General features: G+C 40.1%; 16 protein-coding genes. 4 read left to right on the top strand and 12 right to left on the bottom strand.

Translation table 11 applies throughout. The annotated features are described in order from the left end of the window. Positions 1–26 precede the first annotated feature (26 nt). From BLQ13_RS19650 to BLQ13_RS19670, 5 genes are all read right to left on the bottom strand, one after another. Complete coding sequence (locus tag BLQ13_RS19650; protein ID WP_208606810.1) at positions 27–869, bottom strand: LicD family protein; 843 nt, start codon at positions 867–869, stop codon at positions 27–29. After that, entirely contained in the window at positions 859–1,587 is a 729-nt protein-coding gene (locus BLQ13_RS19655; RefSeq protein ID WP_244159392.1) for a glycerophosphodiester phosphodiesterase, read from the bottom strand. The genes BLQ13_RS19650 and BLQ13_RS19655 overlap by 11 nt, the downstream gene beginning before the upstream one ends. Continuing rightward, positions 1,587–2,897: a metallophosphoesterase family protein gene (locus BLQ13_RS19660; RefSeq protein WP_167375791.1), complete on the bottom strand. Its 1,311-nt coding sequence runs from the start codon at positions 2,895–2,897 to the stop codon at positions 1,587–1,589. The genes BLQ13_RS19655 and BLQ13_RS19660 overlap by 1 nt, the downstream gene beginning before the upstream one ends. Positions 2,898–2,961: 64 nt before the next feature. Beyond that, positions 2,962–4,062 (bottom strand): UDP-galactopyranose mutase, encoded by a 1,101-nt coding sequence (gene glf / locus BLQ13_RS19665; RefSeq protein ID WP_090923260.1) that lies wholly within the window; start codon positions 4,060–4,062, stop codon positions 2,962–2,964. Next, the gene (locus tag BLQ13_RS19670) at positions 4,062–6,659 is read right to left on the bottom strand and encodes a hypothetical protein (protein ID WP_090923261.1); all 2,598 of its coding nucleotides are present in this window, start codon (positions 6,657–6,659) and stop codon (positions 4,062–4,064) included. Before BLQ13_RS19670 ends, glf begins: the two co-directional genes overlap by 1 nt. A 425-nt stretch (positions 6,660–7,084) precedes the next feature. On the opposite strand from BLQ13_RS19670, the gene BLQ13_RS19675 reads away from it, so the two are divergent. After that, entirely contained in the window at positions 7,085–7,969 is an 885-nt protein-coding gene (locus BLQ13_RS19675) for a GNAT family N-acetyltransferase (protein ID WP_090923262.1), read from the top strand. Between the two features lie 202 nt (positions 7,970–8,171). Here the strand turns inward: BLQ13_RS19675 and BLQ13_RS19680 are convergent, their stop codons facing one another. Together BLQ13_RS19680 and BLQ13_RS19685 are read right to left on the bottom strand one after the other, a co-directional pair. After that, positions 8,172–8,915 (bottom strand): CPBP family glutamic-type intramembrane protease, encoded by a 744-nt coding sequence (locus tag BLQ13_RS19680; RefSeq protein ID WP_090923407.1) that lies wholly within the window; start codon positions 8,913–8,915, stop codon positions 8,172–8,174. A 112-nt stretch (positions 8,916–9,027) separates the two neighbouring features. Next, complete coding sequence (locus BLQ13_RS19685; RefSeq protein WP_090923263.1) at positions 9,028–9,600, bottom strand: TetR/AcrR family transcriptional regulator; 573 nt, start codon at positions 9,598–9,600, stop codon at positions 9,028–9,030. Between the two features lie 376 nt (positions 9,601–9,976). Between BLQ13_RS19685 and BLQ13_RS19690 the strand changes: the two genes are divergently transcribed. Continuing rightward, on the top strand, positions 9,977–11,746 hold the full coding sequence (locus tag BLQ13_RS19690; protein ID WP_338060884.1) for a leucine-rich repeat domain-containing protein: 1,770 nt from the start codon (positions 9,977–9,979) through the stop codon (positions 11,744–11,746). Between the two features lie 134 nt (positions 11,747–11,880). On the opposite strand, the gene BLQ13_RS19695 is transcribed toward BLQ13_RS19690, so the two are convergent. Continuing rightward, positions 11,881–12,474 (bottom strand): InlB B-repeat-containing protein, encoded by a 594-nt coding sequence (locus BLQ13_RS19695; RefSeq protein ID WP_090923287.1) that lies wholly within the window; start codon positions 12,472–12,474, stop codon positions 11,881–11,883. 268 nt (positions 12,475–12,742) lie between these two features. Between BLQ13_RS19695 and BLQ13_RS19700 the strand changes: the two genes are divergently transcribed. After that, complete coding sequence (locus tag BLQ13_RS19700) at positions 12,743–13,723, top strand: serine hydrolase domain-containing protein (RefSeq protein ID WP_167375792.1); 981 nt, start codon at positions 12,743–12,745, stop codon at positions 13,721–13,723. 68 nt (positions 13,724–13,791) lie between these two features. On the opposite strand, the gene BLQ13_RS19705 is transcribed toward BLQ13_RS19700, so the two are convergent. Further along, entirely contained in the window at positions 13,792–14,493 is a 702-nt protein-coding gene (locus BLQ13_RS19705; RefSeq protein WP_090923289.1) for a CPCC family cysteine-rich protein, read from the bottom strand. 83 nt (positions 14,494–14,576) lie between these two features. Then, positions 14,577–15,152 carry a TetR/AcrR family transcriptional regulator gene (locus BLQ13_RS19710; RefSeq protein WP_090923290.1) on the bottom strand — a complete coding sequence of 192 codons (576 nt, stop codon included), beginning with the start codon at positions 15,150–15,152 and terminating at the stop codon, positions 14,577–14,579. A gap of 158 nt (positions 15,153–15,310) precedes the next feature. Here BLQ13_RS19710 and BLQ13_RS19715 point away from each other — a divergent pair, with 158 nt between their 5' ends. After that, complete coding sequence (locus tag BLQ13_RS19715; protein ID WP_090923291.1) at positions 15,311–16,246, top strand: ketopantoate reductase family protein; 936 nt, start codon at positions 15,311–15,313, stop codon at positions 16,244–16,246. Between the two features lie 156 nt (positions 16,247–16,402). Here BLQ13_RS19715 and BLQ13_RS19720 read toward each other — a convergent pair whose 3' ends face one another. Together BLQ13_RS19720 and BLQ13_RS19725 are read right to left on the bottom strand one after the other, a co-directional pair. Continuing rightward, complete coding sequence (locus BLQ13_RS19720; RefSeq protein ID WP_090923292.1) at positions 16,403–17,437, bottom strand: hypothetical protein; 1,035 nt, start codon at positions 17,435–17,437, stop codon at positions 16,403–16,405. A gap of 204 nt (positions 17,438–17,641) precedes the next feature. Next, positions 17,642–18,598: a class I SAM-dependent methyltransferase gene (locus BLQ13_RS19725; protein WP_090923293.1), complete on the bottom strand. Its 957-nt coding sequence runs from the start codon at positions 18,596–18,598 to the stop codon at positions 17,642–17,644. Positions 18,599–18,601: the final 3 nt, after the last annotated feature.

The following is an 18,601-nucleotide window of genomic DNA, read 5'->3' on the forward strand; positions in this document are numbered from 1 at the left end:
GGCCAAAACGATAAATATTACATTTTTTAAAGAAGCTTATAAGATGAAACTGGATGCGACTTTCGTTTACTCTCAGGAGGAAGCTCCATGTAATCACCAAATTTATGTCTTAAATATGCATCAGAATTACGATGCCCCAAGAGTTTAAAGCTTTCGAATGGATACTCAGCAGTTTGCTCGAACCATTCTTTCATGCCTTCGCTATATTTATCAGGAGCGGGAAACGTAATTGTCCGTACACGCTTGCTTTTTTTTCGATTCCCTCTATCCGTAAAATGCTGTAGATGATTGGAGACTACTTGAAGTGGAATTCTGCTTAGCAGAGAGTACACACCTCTTAAGACTGGGTTACGGTCTGTTTTTTTACCTACTTCCGACCATAAGATTTTCCGTATAACGGTGCAGTGAAAGTTGTGAAACTTCTCGGCAATTTTCCCGTCAGGCACGTTGTCGAAGGGGAAAATATCAATAAAAATCCCGGATTCATAAGGCATGTGGGCCTGTCCTTCCCTGAGGAAGTAGGTATCTTTCCTTCTAATCTTTCCATATCCCCAGCGATAACCAGGAGTTGCCCGCATATCTTGAAAATAAAACCGGCTATGATCTAAATCCGTTTCACACACTTGACGAAACTTTTCATATTCTTCTCGAAGCAGACCAATATCTGCGTCATCGTCCCAGGGGATATATCCTTTATGGCGGATAGCACCAAGCATCGTGCCGCCAATCATAGCATAATTAATATCGTGCATACGGCATATTCTATCTACTTCTACTAACATTTCTATCTGTATACGTTGAACGGCTCTTAAATCCTCTGGAGTAAGTGGGCCTTTTTTCATAGGATTAAGTTTCATCTCATTTTCCATAGGCCAAAACATCCTTTGCCCAGTCAATTTGATTAACCATTACTGAATCTACCCCAAAACTTTCTGCGAGCTTCAGCTCCTCATCATTCGTTACTGTCCACGGACGGATAAGTATCCCCCTCTTGTTGCAATCTTCCACCAGAGAAGGGTAACGTAACATATGCACACTTGGATGTATTGCTTCTGCTCCAACCTTTTCGCATTGCTCACCTGTGACTAAAATTCCTCCACCACATAACAATGCGGTTCGTGAAGATGACTCCAATCGTTTGATTTTCTGAATAGAGTAATGGTTGAATGATGACCACACAATCCGGTCAGACATTCCATATTGTTCAACGACTTTTAATGCGATAGATTCAATTCCGTCATAGTAAATAATTCCTGTTTTTAACTCAATATTTATGGTTAATCCTGTTGACTTCAACAATTCTAACACTTCTGCCAATGTAGGAACTTCCATAAACATTGGTTCAGTCAGACCCCTTTTATTAAAATTAAGCTTCTTGATCTCGGATAATGTAAAGTCCTTTACCCATCCTTGACCATTGCTGGTTCGGTCCACGGTTTCGTCGTGAATAACAACGACTTCTCCATCTTTGGTGAGCTGAACATCAAGTTCTACCCCATCGGCCCCCATTTGAGCTGCCAATTTAAAACCCTCCAGCGTATTTTCCGGTGCAGAAGAATAGGCCCCACGATGACCCCATATTTTCATTAAAGCCACTCTGCCTTTCCATCTAAGATGATCTTATCGTTACCTGCACCGAATCTCACGAAACGGATCTGCCGTTTCCTTGTATTGACAACCATAAGGTCGAATGCTTCTTGTGAAGAATCTTCTAATTTCCGATGAGGGGTGACAAAACCTGGCGACTTATATTCTGTAAAAGCTTCACACTTTGAATTCAATATCGATAAAATTGGGAAACCTTCTGTGTTATCTATTAAATCACCATGATTGTGACCGTTGATGAAAGCCATAATCTTACTGGAATGTTCATGGAGTATCTCCATCAATTCTTCTTCGCCACGCATTTCTTTTGCCCAGTATTGTAAACGCCCCATAGGTGCAACATGAGAAAAGATGATAACTTGCCATTCCTCTGGTATGCTCACCAATTGTTCCTTAACCCACTGAATACATGGCGCACTGTACCCATAACGAAGAGCTTCGTTCGGATCAAAAGAATCGAGAAAAATAAAACGTAGTCGTTGGTGTGCAAAATCAACAGCATATCGCGGTTCATCTCTGCCCAGATACAGTTCGCACTGCTCTTTCAAAGAAAAGGGCTCTGGGTTATTTTTAAAATAGTTCGTGTCATGATTCCCCAGTGTCGCCCATACAGGAACATCACACTTCCTTAGATCGCTGAGAATCTTTTCAACATAATAACGACTCACCTCACGTGTGGTCATACCGTCTGTAAAGTCACCCAAGTGAATAATTCCATCAACATTCAACTTTTGATGAAGCTTTTGGATAGCTGCAGACGTATCATCCCATGTTCCATTCACTGTATAGTGCGAATCCGTCAAGAGTAATAAGGAAAGCTCGCCCTCTTCATGAAGATTCATAACGCGCTCAGAAACACGATCCACTTCTTTCTTCAACCAAGGCTTCATTTCATACAGATAAGGCTGCTCTCTCTCGAACGAAAGGATTTGATTGATATCCTCATCGTTTTTGAATTCTGTTCCGTCCATTTTCCGCAAGCATATCCGAAAGTAAACACACTCTGAAAAAATGTAATCATCTTGTCTGTAAGTATCCCCGTTTAGATCCTGTCGATAAATCGTCCAGCTCTCTTCGGGGGCATAATCATAGGTGTATATCCAGCGATCTTCGATCTCCGGCTCATAGGTTGCGACATTAAACTTAAATTTTGAATCCAAAAGCCTTATCTGATCTCCAGGCTGTGCGAAATAAAATACAGGAGTACTCAGCATTTCCGGGTGTCCCAGTTCTTGCAGGCCATCACCTGCCCGTATCTTCATCCCTGCTAGACCCATCAATGAATTCTTCAAAGCTTTCCTCCTCCGCTTTTCTACCTTGTCCTTCGCCATCGTTATGGCACACGGTCAATCTATCCTACACCTCTCCCAGTTCATTTCTTGCTGTGTCCAATGCATTTCTTACAATTTGCCACATATCATAATATTTATATTCAGCTAGCCTGCCGCCGAAAATGACGTTTGTTTCTTGATCTGCGAGTTCTTTATAACTTAAATAGCTCGTATTATTTTTCTGATTATTAACCGGATAATAGGGCTCGTCCCCTTGTTCATACTCTTTTGAATATTCACGTGTAACGACTGTTTTGGGCTGCGTACCAAATTCAAAATGCTTATGTTCAATGATACGGGTGAATGGTGTCTCCTGATCTGTATAATTCACAACGGCATTACCTTGATAATTCGGTTTGTCGAGAACTTCAGAGTCAAATTGTAAAGTACGATACTCTAGTGCCCCGAACCTGAAGTCATAGAACTCATCAAGCATCCCTGTATAAATAGTCTTCGTAGCCATATGATCAAAGTTTTCTTTGTCTTCAAAATAGTCTATATTCAATCTAACTTCGCTACCTTCAAGCAACTTTTCAATAATTGGCGTATACCCACCAACAGGTATCCCTTGATATTGATCGTTGAAATAGTTGTTATCCCAAGTGAAGCGAACGGGGAGCCGTTTAATAATAAATGCCGGAAGTTCTTTACAGCTGCGTCCCCATTGTTTTTCTGTATAGCCTTGAATCAGCTTTTCATAAATATCGCGTCCAACCAATGAGAGCGCCTGTTCTTCAAGATTTTTTGGCTCTTCACAGTTTAAACGCTGTGATTCTATTCTTTCTGCTGCTTCAGCGGGATCAGTAACTCCCCATAATTGATAGAAGGTATTCATATTAAATGGCAAGTTGTATATCTCACCTTTATAATTCGCTATGGGCGAGTTAGTATACCGGTTAAAGGTTGCAAAACGATTGACATATTCCCATACTTCTTTGTCATTGGTATGAAAAATATGTGCTCCGTATTTGTGTACATTAATCCCTTCTACCTGCTCAGTATAAATATTTCCCCCGACATGATCGCGCTTGTCAATTACCAGACATTTTTTGTTTCTTTTTGTAGCCTCGTGTGCAAACACGGCACCAAATGGTCCTGCGCCCACAATCAAATAATCATATTTCATTAACCCAGCACCGCCTTCTTCGAATGTTCATAGATTTCAATTCCCGCATTCCCATCAGCATGTGCGATATGTGCAAGTTGGAATTCGGCCTGCTGCTCCAGTCGTTTGGATACCCATGACTCAAGTGAAGGCTTAGAAATCATCTGCAGTAGATTTTCAAGAGTGGCAAAGTAAGGATGTTCCCAAAAAACACAACTGTTCGCATCTTTAAAATCTCTTACCTGCTGATGCATTGAGAAATTGTCCATTTTACTTGAATCGTTTGAAAGTGTAATGCTTTCTTCACGCATAGCACCTGTAGTTGGGTTAAATTGAATAAATCGGTTACTATTTTTTTCTGTAACATAAATATCATCTGTAGCTCTTGATGATACATAATAGTATCCAGCATGAGCATTTTCAGATATCATGTCCTCATCTTTAGACAAGCTCTCAGGGCAAAAATCATTTACGTATGAGAATGATTGATTAACGATGTCGAACTTAACCATTCTTTCCGTCTCTACGGGTACTAGATATAAGAATTCGTTGAGGTAAACTAATTTTTGAAATGGATAAAATCCATCTGAATTTACCCCTTCGAGATTTAATCTATATTCAACACGTGTACACTCATCGATGTTGAATTTGACTACGAGTGAACTTTCAATAGATAGAAGCCAATAATCACTATTGATTAAAATGATATCTGAATATCCATATTTCCCATTTCCTAAAATATTGATATTTGTATTTTTTGTACGAATGTTAACATCCATGATTGCATCGGCATTCATAAAAGCTAAGAGTAATGAGCCCCGCTCTTCGTCATAGACACCACTGGTAAAATATCCGAGTTCAGATAAACAAATTGCTTTAGCAGAATCTACCCAATCGTCTATGATTTCTGTACTGTGATCCTCCATATTGAGCTTTACAATACCCGGGTAGTGTAACGGTATAAAGTAAAGCGAGCTCTCGCATTCAATCATTTTCGAGAATTTACTATGAACGTTATAGTTTATATCTTTTGGTGCAGGTAAATCAATATAATCAAAAGCGGACTCTGTTATATCGTATACAGCGATCGCACCCGCAGAATGCGGAGAGAAATAAAGTTTATTTCCACTCTGATGAATAGAGTGATACACTCTCCAGTCCAGCATGTTATCATTCACAAAATTCCCCATATGCTCCACATTCCATGTGTTCTTGTCTAATCGAAAGAAGCCATTCATATGCAATGTTAGAAAATATAAATATTCCTCTGTATCACATATACTTCCGATGGTAAGATGATTACTTAATTCTTCATTTTGAACCATTAGAGGTTTGGGCATGCACTGGTACATTGGCATTAATGAAGTAGCATCTCCGTAAAAAGCAGAGCTCAGATTCAGGGCCCGATGTAAATCTGCAGAATCATCATAAATTCCATAGCCCTCTAACTTATACTCTTGGATAAGTTGTGTGTACTCATTAAAGAGTAACGGACGCATGGAGCTGTAAGTAGCCTCACTCAAAGGGTGAGGCCGCCACCAAAGAACGACATCATCATGGTTGCGGAAAGTATCAAATACAGACCGCAATTTTGCAATATATTTTTCATTTCCTTTAAGAATGGGACCTACCGAGGTATTATAGAGCACAATTTTTTTCCAAGAGCCATCCGATTTAACAATGAATTTCTTCCATTCATCTGGCAGTGTAAAATCGTCTGATCTGGAGTTTATTATTTTATCAAATTTTGGAGAACCAGATGCCACGATCTTTTCATCCAGTTTTCCGAATCCCCCCACACAATTTTGGTCTTCTTCGTATGCTTGAATGGCATTAACATAGGCTTCACGAACTCGATCAGACTGCACAAATATTTTGTCAGAATAAACCAGTCCTGTTGAGAGAGTGAGTTGTTGTTCAACCTCATTGGATGTCACAAAATAGGGAGAATAACATAATAATTCAGTATATTTATTCAAATTATTACTATAATAATCTGGATGAACTGTAGTAATTACATTTCCACTGTCAAAGGCATTATGAATGAAGCTAATATCTGGGCGTTGTTGCTCCATATTATAATCTTTCCAATTTACGATAGGTACATATTCAGGAAATTGATCGCCTTCATAATGCGCTCTTCCTAACTCACCACCAGGGAGTCGATCAAAATAAGGAATTGGAACGACGTAAGCATCACATTCTGGATCCTCTTTTGCAGCAAGCCAAATCGATTCAAGAGAATCCCACATCGATGCCTTATAAGGAAAGAATGCAACTTCAATTTTGTTTGGCTTGAGTTCATTGTTAATACTCTCTTCAATCACGTTAAGTTCTTGTTTAAGTTGACTGGTAAATCTTACATTAGTGGTTTCGATCACTACGGCCACATCATACAGACTTTTGTGGTAGTTTGTTAGTAGTTTAACCGTCTGTGTATCATCACCTTCTAACTTCTCGATAAACTCTCCGATCTGTACCACTGCATTTTGGCAGTCTATCAAAAGTTTAATTACCGTTGAAAGATCTCTATTTATAAAATGTTGATGAATCTCATCAATCACTCCATACAATGAGCTCATTATTTTAAGAATTTTCTTTTGTTGGTATTTTCTCATCTATAGTTTCCGCCTCTGTATAAATATTATCTACACTCTTCAATTTTGACCCTGACCGAAGATTAACAAAATAAGCTCTGATACCGAAATCAAACAGTGTTTGCATATTTTTAGACACTGCTGAACAATTTTATGTTATATAGGTTTTATCGGTATAATTCTCCTATTATTGAAGTGTAAACCCACATTTTGAGCCTGGTATATTGTGCAAATTAAATAGGAGGAGATTCATGTTTTAGCCCTTTTTTTAGTACTAAGTAAGTATAAAAGAACTGCCATAGGCAATTCTTTTCGTTGTTACTATTAACATGAAGTTGTTAAAAGAAAGTTTTTAACCTCTTTTGCTGAATAACATCTAGTAGAATGGTAAGTTATAACTGTTAAGTATCAATAAACTTGTTAGATATCCAAGAGGAGAAAATACCATGCAAAATTTGATCTTTACAAAAGATTTTAAAAACAATGATACACTTCGAAACAGTTTTTTCGAGCTCGCTGCAAGTACATTTGATATCCATTTTGAAAATTGGTACCAACATGGTTGCTGGGGTGAAGGATACATCCCTTTCTCGTTTGTAGATGGAGATCAGATTGTTGCTAATGCATCCGTGAATATCCTTGAACTGATCATCGAGGGGGAGAAGAAAAAAGCAATCCAAATTGGCACGGTGATGACACATCCCGACTACCGCGGGAAGGGTCTATCTGCAAGTCTAATGAACAAAATTCTGGAGGAATACAAAAATAAGTACGATCTCATGTACCTTTTTGCCAATGAATCCGTTCTTGATTTCTACCCCAAGTTTGGGTTCAAAGCTGTAGAAGAACATTTGTTTTCAATAGACTTTCATTGTTCGGCTAACCCATTAGAATCTGCGAACCTGCGGAAACTAGATGTAACTGACGCAGAGGACTTACACCTTATTCAGCAATTTGCATCGCAAAGACTACCTGTTTCCAAGCGGTTTTCAACCGATCATACTCCTGGCATATTCATGTTTTATTGCTTGAATGTGTTTAATAATGATATTTATTATTTGGAAAACGAAAAGGTCATCGTTATTTATCAGAAAGAAAACAGCAGTATCGACCTCTTCGATGTTGTCAGCTTAAACGAAATCAATATGAGAGATATTGTGAATAAAATTGCTGATGCAGATACCGAGAAAGTAACGTTTCATTTTACACCGGATGAAAATAAAGATATGGAATTAAAAAGCACGCTGACCAATGAAGGTCTTTTTGTAAAAACCCATGGTGATCAAATCTATCCTGTACACGTTAAACATCCAGTTACATCTATCGCATAAAGGTAGATAGGCTGAGCAACATGAACTGTTACTACACATAGAGTCAGGACTGGAATAGCGAATCGTTGCTAATACTTAGGAGCAGCATTTTATACACAAATAGGAGCAGGGATAGTACAATATAGTACACTTCCAGCTCCTTTTTGATGTGTCTTGAATACCACCGGAATCAGGCGATGTGCTGTCTAGGTCTTTCTAATGGTCACAGGATTCGTTGCTGTTCATTCTTGACTCGGACCGATCTGAGCCATAAGCCGAATCCAACGAATAAAACTGTTGTAATGACACCTGTCGTTGGACTGAGCCAAAATTCCCCTGCTTTGGTTAGTGTAATGATTCCCGCTGTTGAGATTAGCAAGGTAGGTAGCCCATCCTCCACAGCATGCATGAGTACACACGGCCAGACTGATTTCGTAAGACGATATATTTCAACGTACATGATTGACCATGCAACCATCAACACACAGCCTAAGAAGAGAAAGCTCGTTCTTGTGGTTGTTTCAAAGTAAGCATTCGGAAGGAAGACCATATAATATGCAGCATGCCATAGAGCCCATACAAGGCCAGACACGAGATAAAGCGTCCAGTCATTAAACTTAAGCTCAATCAGTTTTGGAGTTAAATATCCACGCCAAGCAAACTCTTCAAATATGTTTTTTATAAAGCTGCCTGAAATGGATACACCAACGAGGGATAGAAGTGTGCTTACTTCAATATCAGAAGCAGAGGCGCTATTTATAAGAAATGCAAGACCAACAACGATAACTGCTACGCCCGGATAGATCGCAATAGCTGCAGCATACCATTTCATATTCCTTTTAAAATTGAACCTCACTCCAATATCCTTCCAATCCCTATTCACTATTCGTAGCACGAGCATCGTGAGCACCGGCAATACCAGCCACAATCCCATGCCTAACGAATTTTGTTCCGGTTGTTCAGGCATCTTCGTATCTACCCATACACCAATCCAACCGCTTGCTAACACCACCGCGATGAATACAAACAGACTGAACTTTCTTCTCCCTGCTAATATGTTAACGATAATCCCCCCCCATTTATGACTGTTCTATTCTCCCCCTCGCTGTGCTGATGACATCTTGAGCCGCACTATTCATAAGCTGAATCATCTGTTCCTCTGTATAATCCTCAGGCAGCAAAACATTCGCAGCCATCACACTTATTCCAACCTGAAACGTCTTCATCTTGAGCAGGATGGTCTTCAGTTCGTCATCCGATAATCCATTCAGATCAGGGTCCATTCTCATCATGTGTATAAGATTTCCCGTTTCTTCCTCACTGTGCTTCGCTTGATCATTTTTCTGCATCACAATATCCCGAAACAATACAGGATATGCTCTGGCAAAGCGAATGCTGGCCGCCCCAATATCCTGAAACGGATGCCCGGAGTTTTGCTCCAGCAGTATTTGTCTGCTCACCTCAAAGGTTTTCTGATACACACCTTCAAGCAGTTCGCCAACCTCCTTGAAATTCACATAAATTGGGGCAATTGAACTTCCCAGCTTCTCTGCTACTCTGCGAATTGTAATGGCATCAACCCCCTCTATTCTTGCAATTTCGAATGCTGCATCAATAATTTGATCTTTAGTAAATTTCTTTTTGGGTGCCATGTGTAATCTCCTTCTGAAGTGGAACGTTCGATTAATTTCATTCGATATATATCACATGATATGTATTGGACAACCTATTCGTCAATTCCTTTTGAGAAAGAAGGTGAATCCGTACTGCATGATATGCGTATAAAAATATAAATTCTATTTCCTCTTTTATGATAGAATCACAGTTGATATTCGGGCATACAAAAGGTTTGATAGAATAAACAAGTTATAATGAAATCAGATATCAGTTCAATAAAATCTTACAATCATCATCATGAAGGGGGAGGCATTCGTGGCATTTATTCCGTTAAACTGTCCCAATTGCAACGGAAGAATTGAATACAAGGAGGGGCAGGTTTTAAAGTGTCCGTACTGTGAGACAGAGCTTTTGTTGAAGCAAAATCATGTCTACTATGTAGACCAAACTATTAATCATTATCACGGGACGCCTCCTAAAGCAGCACCGAAGCCGAACGTCTCCGTAAGGCTATTACTAATTCTGATGTTAATCCTATCGGGTGCCATCGGTGCTTACCTTTACTCCAGTACAAGTTCCACGCTTCAGAAGACAGAAGCCAATCTGCCTGTACGCAAGATGCCGGAAAGCGAGGTTCTGCTCTCCTTTTTGCGAGATATCTTTGATAAAGGATCTGCCTTGCCGACAGAAGAGGAACTCGCTCGTGTACGCTATCTGAGCATAGATTATCTGGATAGTAACCAATGGCAGTTTACCTATAGCTTCTCCGATCCCTTCAGCGATGAAAAGGCTGAGAAGATCACTTATGTTACTCAGGACAAGAAATTGAACACACAGGAGATTGATCAGCGAGATTTTGAAGCCTTTACGGGACTGACGGCACTCGATCTGACGGGAACCTATGAAATTGCCCAGACGGATCAAACCACGTTTGCTCATATGTCTGGACTGAAAAGCTATGGTGGCGCTTTTAACGAATCCTTTAATTCTTTTTCCGGCTACTTTGGTGACAAATCAAAAATTACGCACCTGACTACCCAGCTTCGCAGCAATCAGGAATTAGCCTTACTGCTGGAATTTCCTAACCTGAACTCTTTATCGATTACCTATGTCGATGAGTCCATCACGGATTTTCACCTGTTAAACAAACTGCCGCTCAAGTCCCTGTCACTCACGTTTGTCAATGAACTGGGATGGTTGTCGTCCATGACCGGGCTGACATCCTTATCCATCAACTACAGTGAAACCACAGATTTGCAGCCGTTATATGCGTTAACTCAGCTTCAAGAACTTCAGCTTTCCTATTTAAACAACGTAAAGTCTATCGACTTTGTGCAAAATATGCCTGCTCTACAGAAGCTGGACATCGAGAGTTTAAACTTTTCCAGTCTGGAACCGTTAGCTGGTAAAACCTCGATTACCAAACTGCGTCTGGCTTCCTTAAGCAAGCTTAGTTCAACAAAGGCCATAAATAGTCTATCCTCATTGCGGGAATTAACGTTGTCCGGTTATTACGCGAATGCAGAAGCACTGACATTACCCAATGCAGGAAGGGTAGAAATCCCTGGCTCCTTCCTCTCCGGGCTAAAGGCACCTTCCACAACTAATCTAACAATCCGTGGCGGAAGCGGGGAGTTAAATCTGGCTGCCCTAGGCAAATTTCCGAAGCTGGAACAACTCTCCCTCTGGGAAATCAGTGAAATCACTCAACTCAGCTCGCTGAACAGTTTATCTCGCTTACAAAAACTAAACATTAATGATTCATCATTGTACAGTGAAAGTGATGCCTTATTTCGTTTGAAGCAGGTAAAATCGCTAGTATGCTCGGAGTGCAGGTTGAATTTCAAACAAAAGGCAGGAGCGGAGAACAAGGTGCTTGAACATTTAATCCTGGAGGAGCCCTATTTCAGTATAAACAATGACTCCGTCAGTGAAATTGACCAGATGATGCCTTACTTTTCCAAGCTGTCTGCGCTGCGTTCTTTCACCCTGCAAGACAGCAACCTGGCTTCACTTGGATTTATGAGCAAATGGCAAGCCATTGAAGAACTCCATCTAGAGAACAACGCCATTTCCAATGTGGAAACCTTGAGCAATCTACCCCGTCTGAAAAAAGTGTATTTATCTGGTAATTCGGTTCAGAACAAGTCCGTTCTTGGAACGGACGTGAAGGTATATTAACCAAGTGTACAGATATAAATGGAAATTTTTAAAACTCCTGTGATTATCATTACATGATTCAAAAAGCCGACTGCACTGAGTTTCAGAGCAATCGGCTTTTGATTTAACTTTTCATGTTTCCGTCAAACTATTTATTAGAGTTTAGTCCACTTTGCGTATATGGTACGTGTAGTGTTTCCGTTTATGACAAATTGTTCAAAATCATAGGGAACGGTTAAACCTTCATTTCTATACCATCCTTCGAATACAAATCCTGGCTTTGTCGAAGGTTCAGGTACTTTGAGATAATTTTTGCTGCCGAGAATCTGAGTCTCCACTGCTGAGCCACCATTAGTCTCGAAATTCACCGTATAAATAACACTCCACATTGCAATCAAGGTGAAGTTCCCTGTCACCGGTGTTTCGAAATCGTAAGGAATTTTAGTTGAGAAATTCTTAGTCCATCCGTAAATGATATTTCCGGGATTGGATGGAAGTTCAGAGGGGTCAGGTGCATGAGCCACATCGCCCTCAACCACGATCTTGCGAAGCGCTGGAGTCCTGTCAATGCCTGCGTCGAACTTGACCGTAAACAGAGCCTTCCACTTTACATGCAGCGTCATATTCGCCGTCACCGGAGTTGCAAAGTCATACACGGTGGTCAACCCTTCATCGCTGTACCAACCCCCAAACACATAACCTTCCCGCACCGGTTCGGCAGGGGTCGTAACTAAACTTCCTTCGACCACGGTCTTCGGATCGACTACTGGTTAGGAATGAATACCTGAGTTTTGCTCGACTTTTTGATAAAATGATATAGTTCAAAATTCAATAGATGGGATTAATCTCACAGGTAAGATCGCTTAGTTTAATGGCTTTAATGGCAAATGAAAAAGGAGGTCTCTGCAGACCTCCTAGTTCTATTTTACCACACTGGTGAAAAAACGATAAGACTTGTTTTTCCAAAAAATGCCTATATGATTAAAGATACAAATTGGGAACTTGGAGGATGAATCATTGCGAACTCTAGAAAGCGAAATTCATGATTTCTTTATATCTTTGGAAAAGAACGAAGAATACAGTGGAAGTGTATTGATCTCCAAGGATAATAAAATATGGTTTAATCGTGCATATAACTATGCCAATCGAGAGCACCAAGTGAAGGATACAACTGAGACAAAGCTCAGGATTGGATCAATAACTAAACAGTTTACAGCAATGGCTATCATGATACTTCAAGAGCAAGGTGAATTAAGCGTGTTGGATCAGGTCTCCAAGTTCGTACCCTCATATAAATACGGTAATCAGATTCAATTGCATCATTTATTAACACATTCATCTGGGATTCCCAATATCACACAACTCCCTAATATTAAAGAATTAATGAAGCAACCCACGACAACCGAGAAAATAGTTCATTTAATCACGGATTTACAACCTGAGTTTGTTCCAAATTCTACGTTCCAGTATAGTAATTCAGGTTATATTTTACTGGCATACATTATAGAAAAGATTACAGGACTTACTTATGAACAATTTTTAAGTAATCACATCTTTTCTTCCCTGGGTATGAAAAATTCAGGCTGCGATAACCATGTGAAAATTATACCTAACAGGGCGCAGGGCTATGAATACGATAATGATATCGTTAATGCGGCGTATATTGATATGAGTTTTCCCATTGGTGGTGGAAATCTTTATTCTACAACAGAAGATCTATTTAAGTGGGACCAGTCATTGTATACAGAGAGATTAGTCACAAAGGACAGCCTCAAAAAAATATTCACTCCCCATGGCTTTGGGTACGGTTATGGTTGGTTTATAGATGAAGATGAGAAACGGAGAATAGTCTATCATGGCGGCGGTATTGTTGGTTTCAAAAATGAGATCGTCCGTTATGTCGATGATAGGATTACAATCATCATGTTGAACAATTTATCAACGACCAATGTGGAACGGATTAGAAATGATATCACAAGAATGATTTTTCAAGAATAGATATAACAAGCGCGATAATAGAAACAAAAAGAGGGGTTCAGCGCCCCTCTCTACGATTTCCAAGTTACTTACCTGCAAAACATATTTATATCATCCAATGCTGAATCAGCATGTCCTCTAACCAATGAACTCTCATCTCTTAATGCATCATGGATAAGTGGAATAATCAACTGTTTATTCACTGCCCCATGTATTCTTGCGATATGGCCAAAACAAAGAATGGCTATTCCTCTTATATTTTCATTTTTATGCCGAGTATATGGCACCATCAGTTCTTGTACGAACTCTCCATCATCCGCATTTAATGCTAGAGATAACAAGCCATTTACGATTGTTTCAGGGTTATCGGAGCCCATTCGGTTTATAATCTCTTGATTCTTCTCTATGTTGTTGCTGTAACGTTCTACTCTTTCGTGAACAATATCATCCAGTTCCTTTTCGAAGGAATCGATTTCCTGCCATATTTGTTGTGTAGATTTATTATCTGCGGTTCTAAGCTTTTCAAATGCATGAATTAATCTTTTCTTTGTTTGAACTTCTTTATCCGTTTGCTTTAAAATGGTTTGTTTATCTCTATACATAATGTAGTGTTTTTTGAAGTTCTCACGGGCCTCAGCAAGTGAATAGTCTTGATTAGGTCCGCCCCAAACTTCATCTGCATGCGGATCATCTTGCCCATCGTCTTCCCAGTCACATAAACAACATATCTCCCAACCTTGTCTTTCCTCCAGTGTGGGATAGCCACAACAAGGGCAATTAAATCTGTTCATATTAGTAGCTCCTTTTGATATCACCTATCACTATATTTGTTCGAGAGCCTTAATTAAAACGTTACAAGCCCCGTCCATACTCCTCATTGGCGCCGCGGATTGACCGATCCAAACATGTGATATGGCGTTATCCCCTTTGTAAATAAGCTATCAATCAGTCCGACCAACTCTTCTGACGATAGATCTTTGCCGTTTCGTATCCAAAGGCGAAACATAGATATTAATGTTGATATGTAAAACTCAATGATATATGGCGCTAAAGCATCATCGGATGGAAAATCCACAATCAATCGTTCAAAGGGAATTTCCCTTTTTAGCCGTTCCACAAAATGAACAGAGCCATAGTCGCCCAAGAGAGCTTTCAGAATTGCAATGTCCTCTGCATTTTCCAAGCACTGAAGTGCATCTTGGAAAGTATGTGTAGAGAACTCTCTGCCTGCCATTTCCTCGTTAATGGAATTCAAAATACGTTCTTCAACCCAGTCCAACAAGTCATAGATATCTGTAAAGTATTGATAAAATGTACTGCGGTTATATCCTGATTGGTTAGCGATCTCTTGAATGGATATTTTTTCGATTGGTTTCCGGCTATATAAATCGCAGAATACATTTACAAACGTCTGCCTTGTTTTGTCCGTGATTTCAGGTTGCTTATGCATGATTTCCCTCCATTTTCTGTTCAATCTGTTCAACCCATGATACGACAGATATTAAAAATCTGATGGTTGATGACCATATAATGAATCCATACAATAACATTATACAACACGTTGTTGGATCATCAACAAGAGCTAAAATATATTTTTAGGGAGGCAATATGAGAATTTTATTCTTTGGTAGAGGTTTAATATCCACCCAATATGCTTGGGCTTTGGAAAAGGCAGGGCATACCGTTGAGTTCTATGTTAGGAAAGGGAGAAAAGCAACCTTCGGAGGCTATATTGAGCTTGAAATGTGGGACGCACGAAGGGGGAAACAGTTCATAAAGGAAAGCTGGAACGTTCAACTCCATGAGGAGATACGTCCAAATTATGATCTCATTATTGTAAGTGTCAGTACGGAACAACTTCCAGAGGTAGCACAATTACTGTCGACTGTTACAGGAAACACCCCTATCCTCATATTCAACAATATTTGGCAAGATTTGAAATCAGCTATCTCACCCTTGGTTATGAACAATGTTGTCTTTGGCTTCCCAGGAGCAGGAGGCGGCATCACGGACAATAGGCTTAGAGGCGGCTTTTTTAAAATGATATTTCTTGAAAAACCACGGGCAGGGACGGAACAAATAAACAACATGGTCAAGGAACTATTTGAAAGTGCCCATTTTAAAATTAGTTGGATAAAGGATATGCAAAATTGGCTATGGAATCACTTTGCCATGAATGCTGCTATGGAAGCCGAAGTGTTGAGACAGGGAAGTTTTCCAGCACTCCTGAATCATCGTGACTCATTCGCCAATGTAGGAAAAAATATGAGGGAAATTGCACCTGTACTTAGAGCAAGAGGTGCGAAGATTGATATGATTTCTCTACTGCTGACTAAAATTCCACCACCACTTCTCAGTATGCTTTTTAACAAGGTTATCTTTGCAAAGGGCAGCTTAGCAAGACTTTCCATTGAATACAACAATACCAAAGCAGGTTTTTCAGTAATTGAAGTTGTGAAAGAAGCCAAAAAATTAGGGATATCTTTACCCCGTCTTACTGCAACTCTTGAAAACAATCAACGACACAACGTTATTGACAACTGATCCATCCGACGAACAGAAGCCACAACCAATACTTCGCGCTAAACATATTATTTTAGTAAAAATAACAATGGCCCGAACGCTAGAAGCTTCGGGCTAGGCAACTATTTAATAAGGTACATGCGGCTTATTTCTAGCAATATTAGATGTGATTTCACCTTACCTGAAAGCCTTTAACATTAAAAACAATTGATTATGAAAACGCACTTCATTCGTATAGATTTTTTTAATTAAACCAATGCACTTATCTATGATTTCCCCAGTGAACTTTTGGGACATGATGGCTTTATTCGAATAGATCCTTACTGTCTTCCAGTCATGAATAATTTGGTCCAATAACGGGTCAAGTGTATGTTTTGCATGGATATGATCCATGTTGTACTTATAGAGAGTATTTAACCTGTATTTCTCAGCACATTTTCTATAAATCGTACTGCTCAGTGTTTCTATAATCGTTTCATTTTTTATAATGAGCTCATAATTTTCTGCGAGCAACAGTATATTATTCAAACTTTCCGTTATTTCATTTTGATACCTACACATATTTTCTACGAATGTATTGATGGTTGTGTCTGCTGACTTCTTATTGTCCAAGATCTCATGATTACCGGGGGGCACTAGCGCATATTCCCAAAAGTAGTCTGGCATCTTTACGTGTTCCGAAGTCATGCATGACGATTTAAATTCTGAAAATGGCAGAGAATATTGTCTATATTCCGTAATATCATCAACCGTATATATTTCCTCGTTCATAACATTGAAGCCATAGACAAAAACAGGGTGCAGTCCATGTTTTTTGTTATAATAAAAGTCTCTCCCGCGTTGATAAAATAAATCAATAAATATGGAAATCGGATGACCACTAGCAATAGAGCTTATGATCTCATCTTGTAACGTATCTAGTGCAGGAGATTTTTTACGAATAGAGATCCCCATCGCCTCAAGGATCTGATCTCCCTCCTCAAGATCCAACACTTCTAACTTGAAATATCCTCTTGTTTGTATTTTTTGTTCATTAAATCTATAAATACTAATGACATTATTCAAAATCGGCAACTCATCTTTTTTGAAATATCTGGCTAGCGTTAACCACAAATTGTAGCCGCAATTAAAATAAGGAAAATTATGATGTGGAAACATTTTTGTCATGCCGTCGAAGGGCTGGAAGGTGTCCAGGGAAATCATTTCTTCCATACAATATTTCTCCTATACTAGGACGTGTCTTGAAACCTACTGAAGTGCATCTTTTACCGCCTTTTCGCCCCCTGCTACGTCACTTTCCCTTGACGTGCCCCGGCACGCCTGCGGAAAACTTCCTGGCTTGGAACGAAAATTCAGCAAAATCTGCCGCCTTCAGAGTTTTCAGACACGCCCAAAATTATTGTTGATATTACGGCTTTATTCCCTCTTAACAAGGTTCATCATCCGGTATTGCCTCGTTCCAGCCTTCATCTCTTCATATTTCTTCGAGCCGGGCAATGCGATGAAATCATGAATATCTCCAATACTCGTGCTCGCTTTGGCGTTGCTCGCAATCCCTTGTGTGCCAGTACGCTGCTTCGCACTCTCGTCACATGATAGAAGAACATTCGAAGTCACATCCTGATTACGGATTACAGACAGGCCTGCTTCCTCTAACAGTCTGACGTTCTGCGCTACCTGATCTCCCAGCATCAACTCCGTATACAGAAATACGCCGCCAACTCTCATGATCCGGTACACCTCTTCATAGAATTGTGATCGGTTCGGATAGGCATGTGCGGATTCTATATTTAACACCACATCGAAGCTCTCGTCTGCAAACGGTATATTCTCCGCATCGCCGACGAGATAGAAAGATTTCCCCCCTCGGGATTTGGCATTGCAATAGGCTATATTCGCCGGGCAGATGTCGAGACCGACAATAGACAGCGGCTTGAAATATTTAGACAGAGCTGCTATGTTCCCTCCCCTGCCGCATCCGATGTCGATCACCTGCCGCTCCCGAATCTCCGTCCTGCCCACTGTCTCAAGCAGCAGCTTGACTGAGTTTCTATTCCATGCATCGCCCGGCTCGATCACCGCATGTTGCTCATTCTCGTATGGGACGTAACCATAGTTTAAAAAGGTGGCGAATCGGCCTATACCGGACAGCGCAAGGGAGTCCGAAATCTCGCTATAATCCCGAATTTCAGCCTCTTTCCGGTTCCATTCGGAAGGGTGAGTAACCTGCTCACGCTGGTCAAGCATCGATACATAACGATCATCGATCGTATATACTGCGTTGCAGTTGCAGCATTGCAGCAACGCCTCCGACTGGACAAGCACACCCTTACAGCTGGAGCATACCAACTTTGCATGCAGATGCTGTATCATGAC

The sequence above is a fragment of the Paenibacillus polysaccharolyticus genome (assembly GCF_900102085.1).
In the GTDB taxonomy this organism is placed as follows: domain Bacteria; phylum Bacillota; class Bacilli; order Paenibacillales; family Paenibacillaceae; genus Paenibacillus; species Paenibacillus polysaccharolyticus.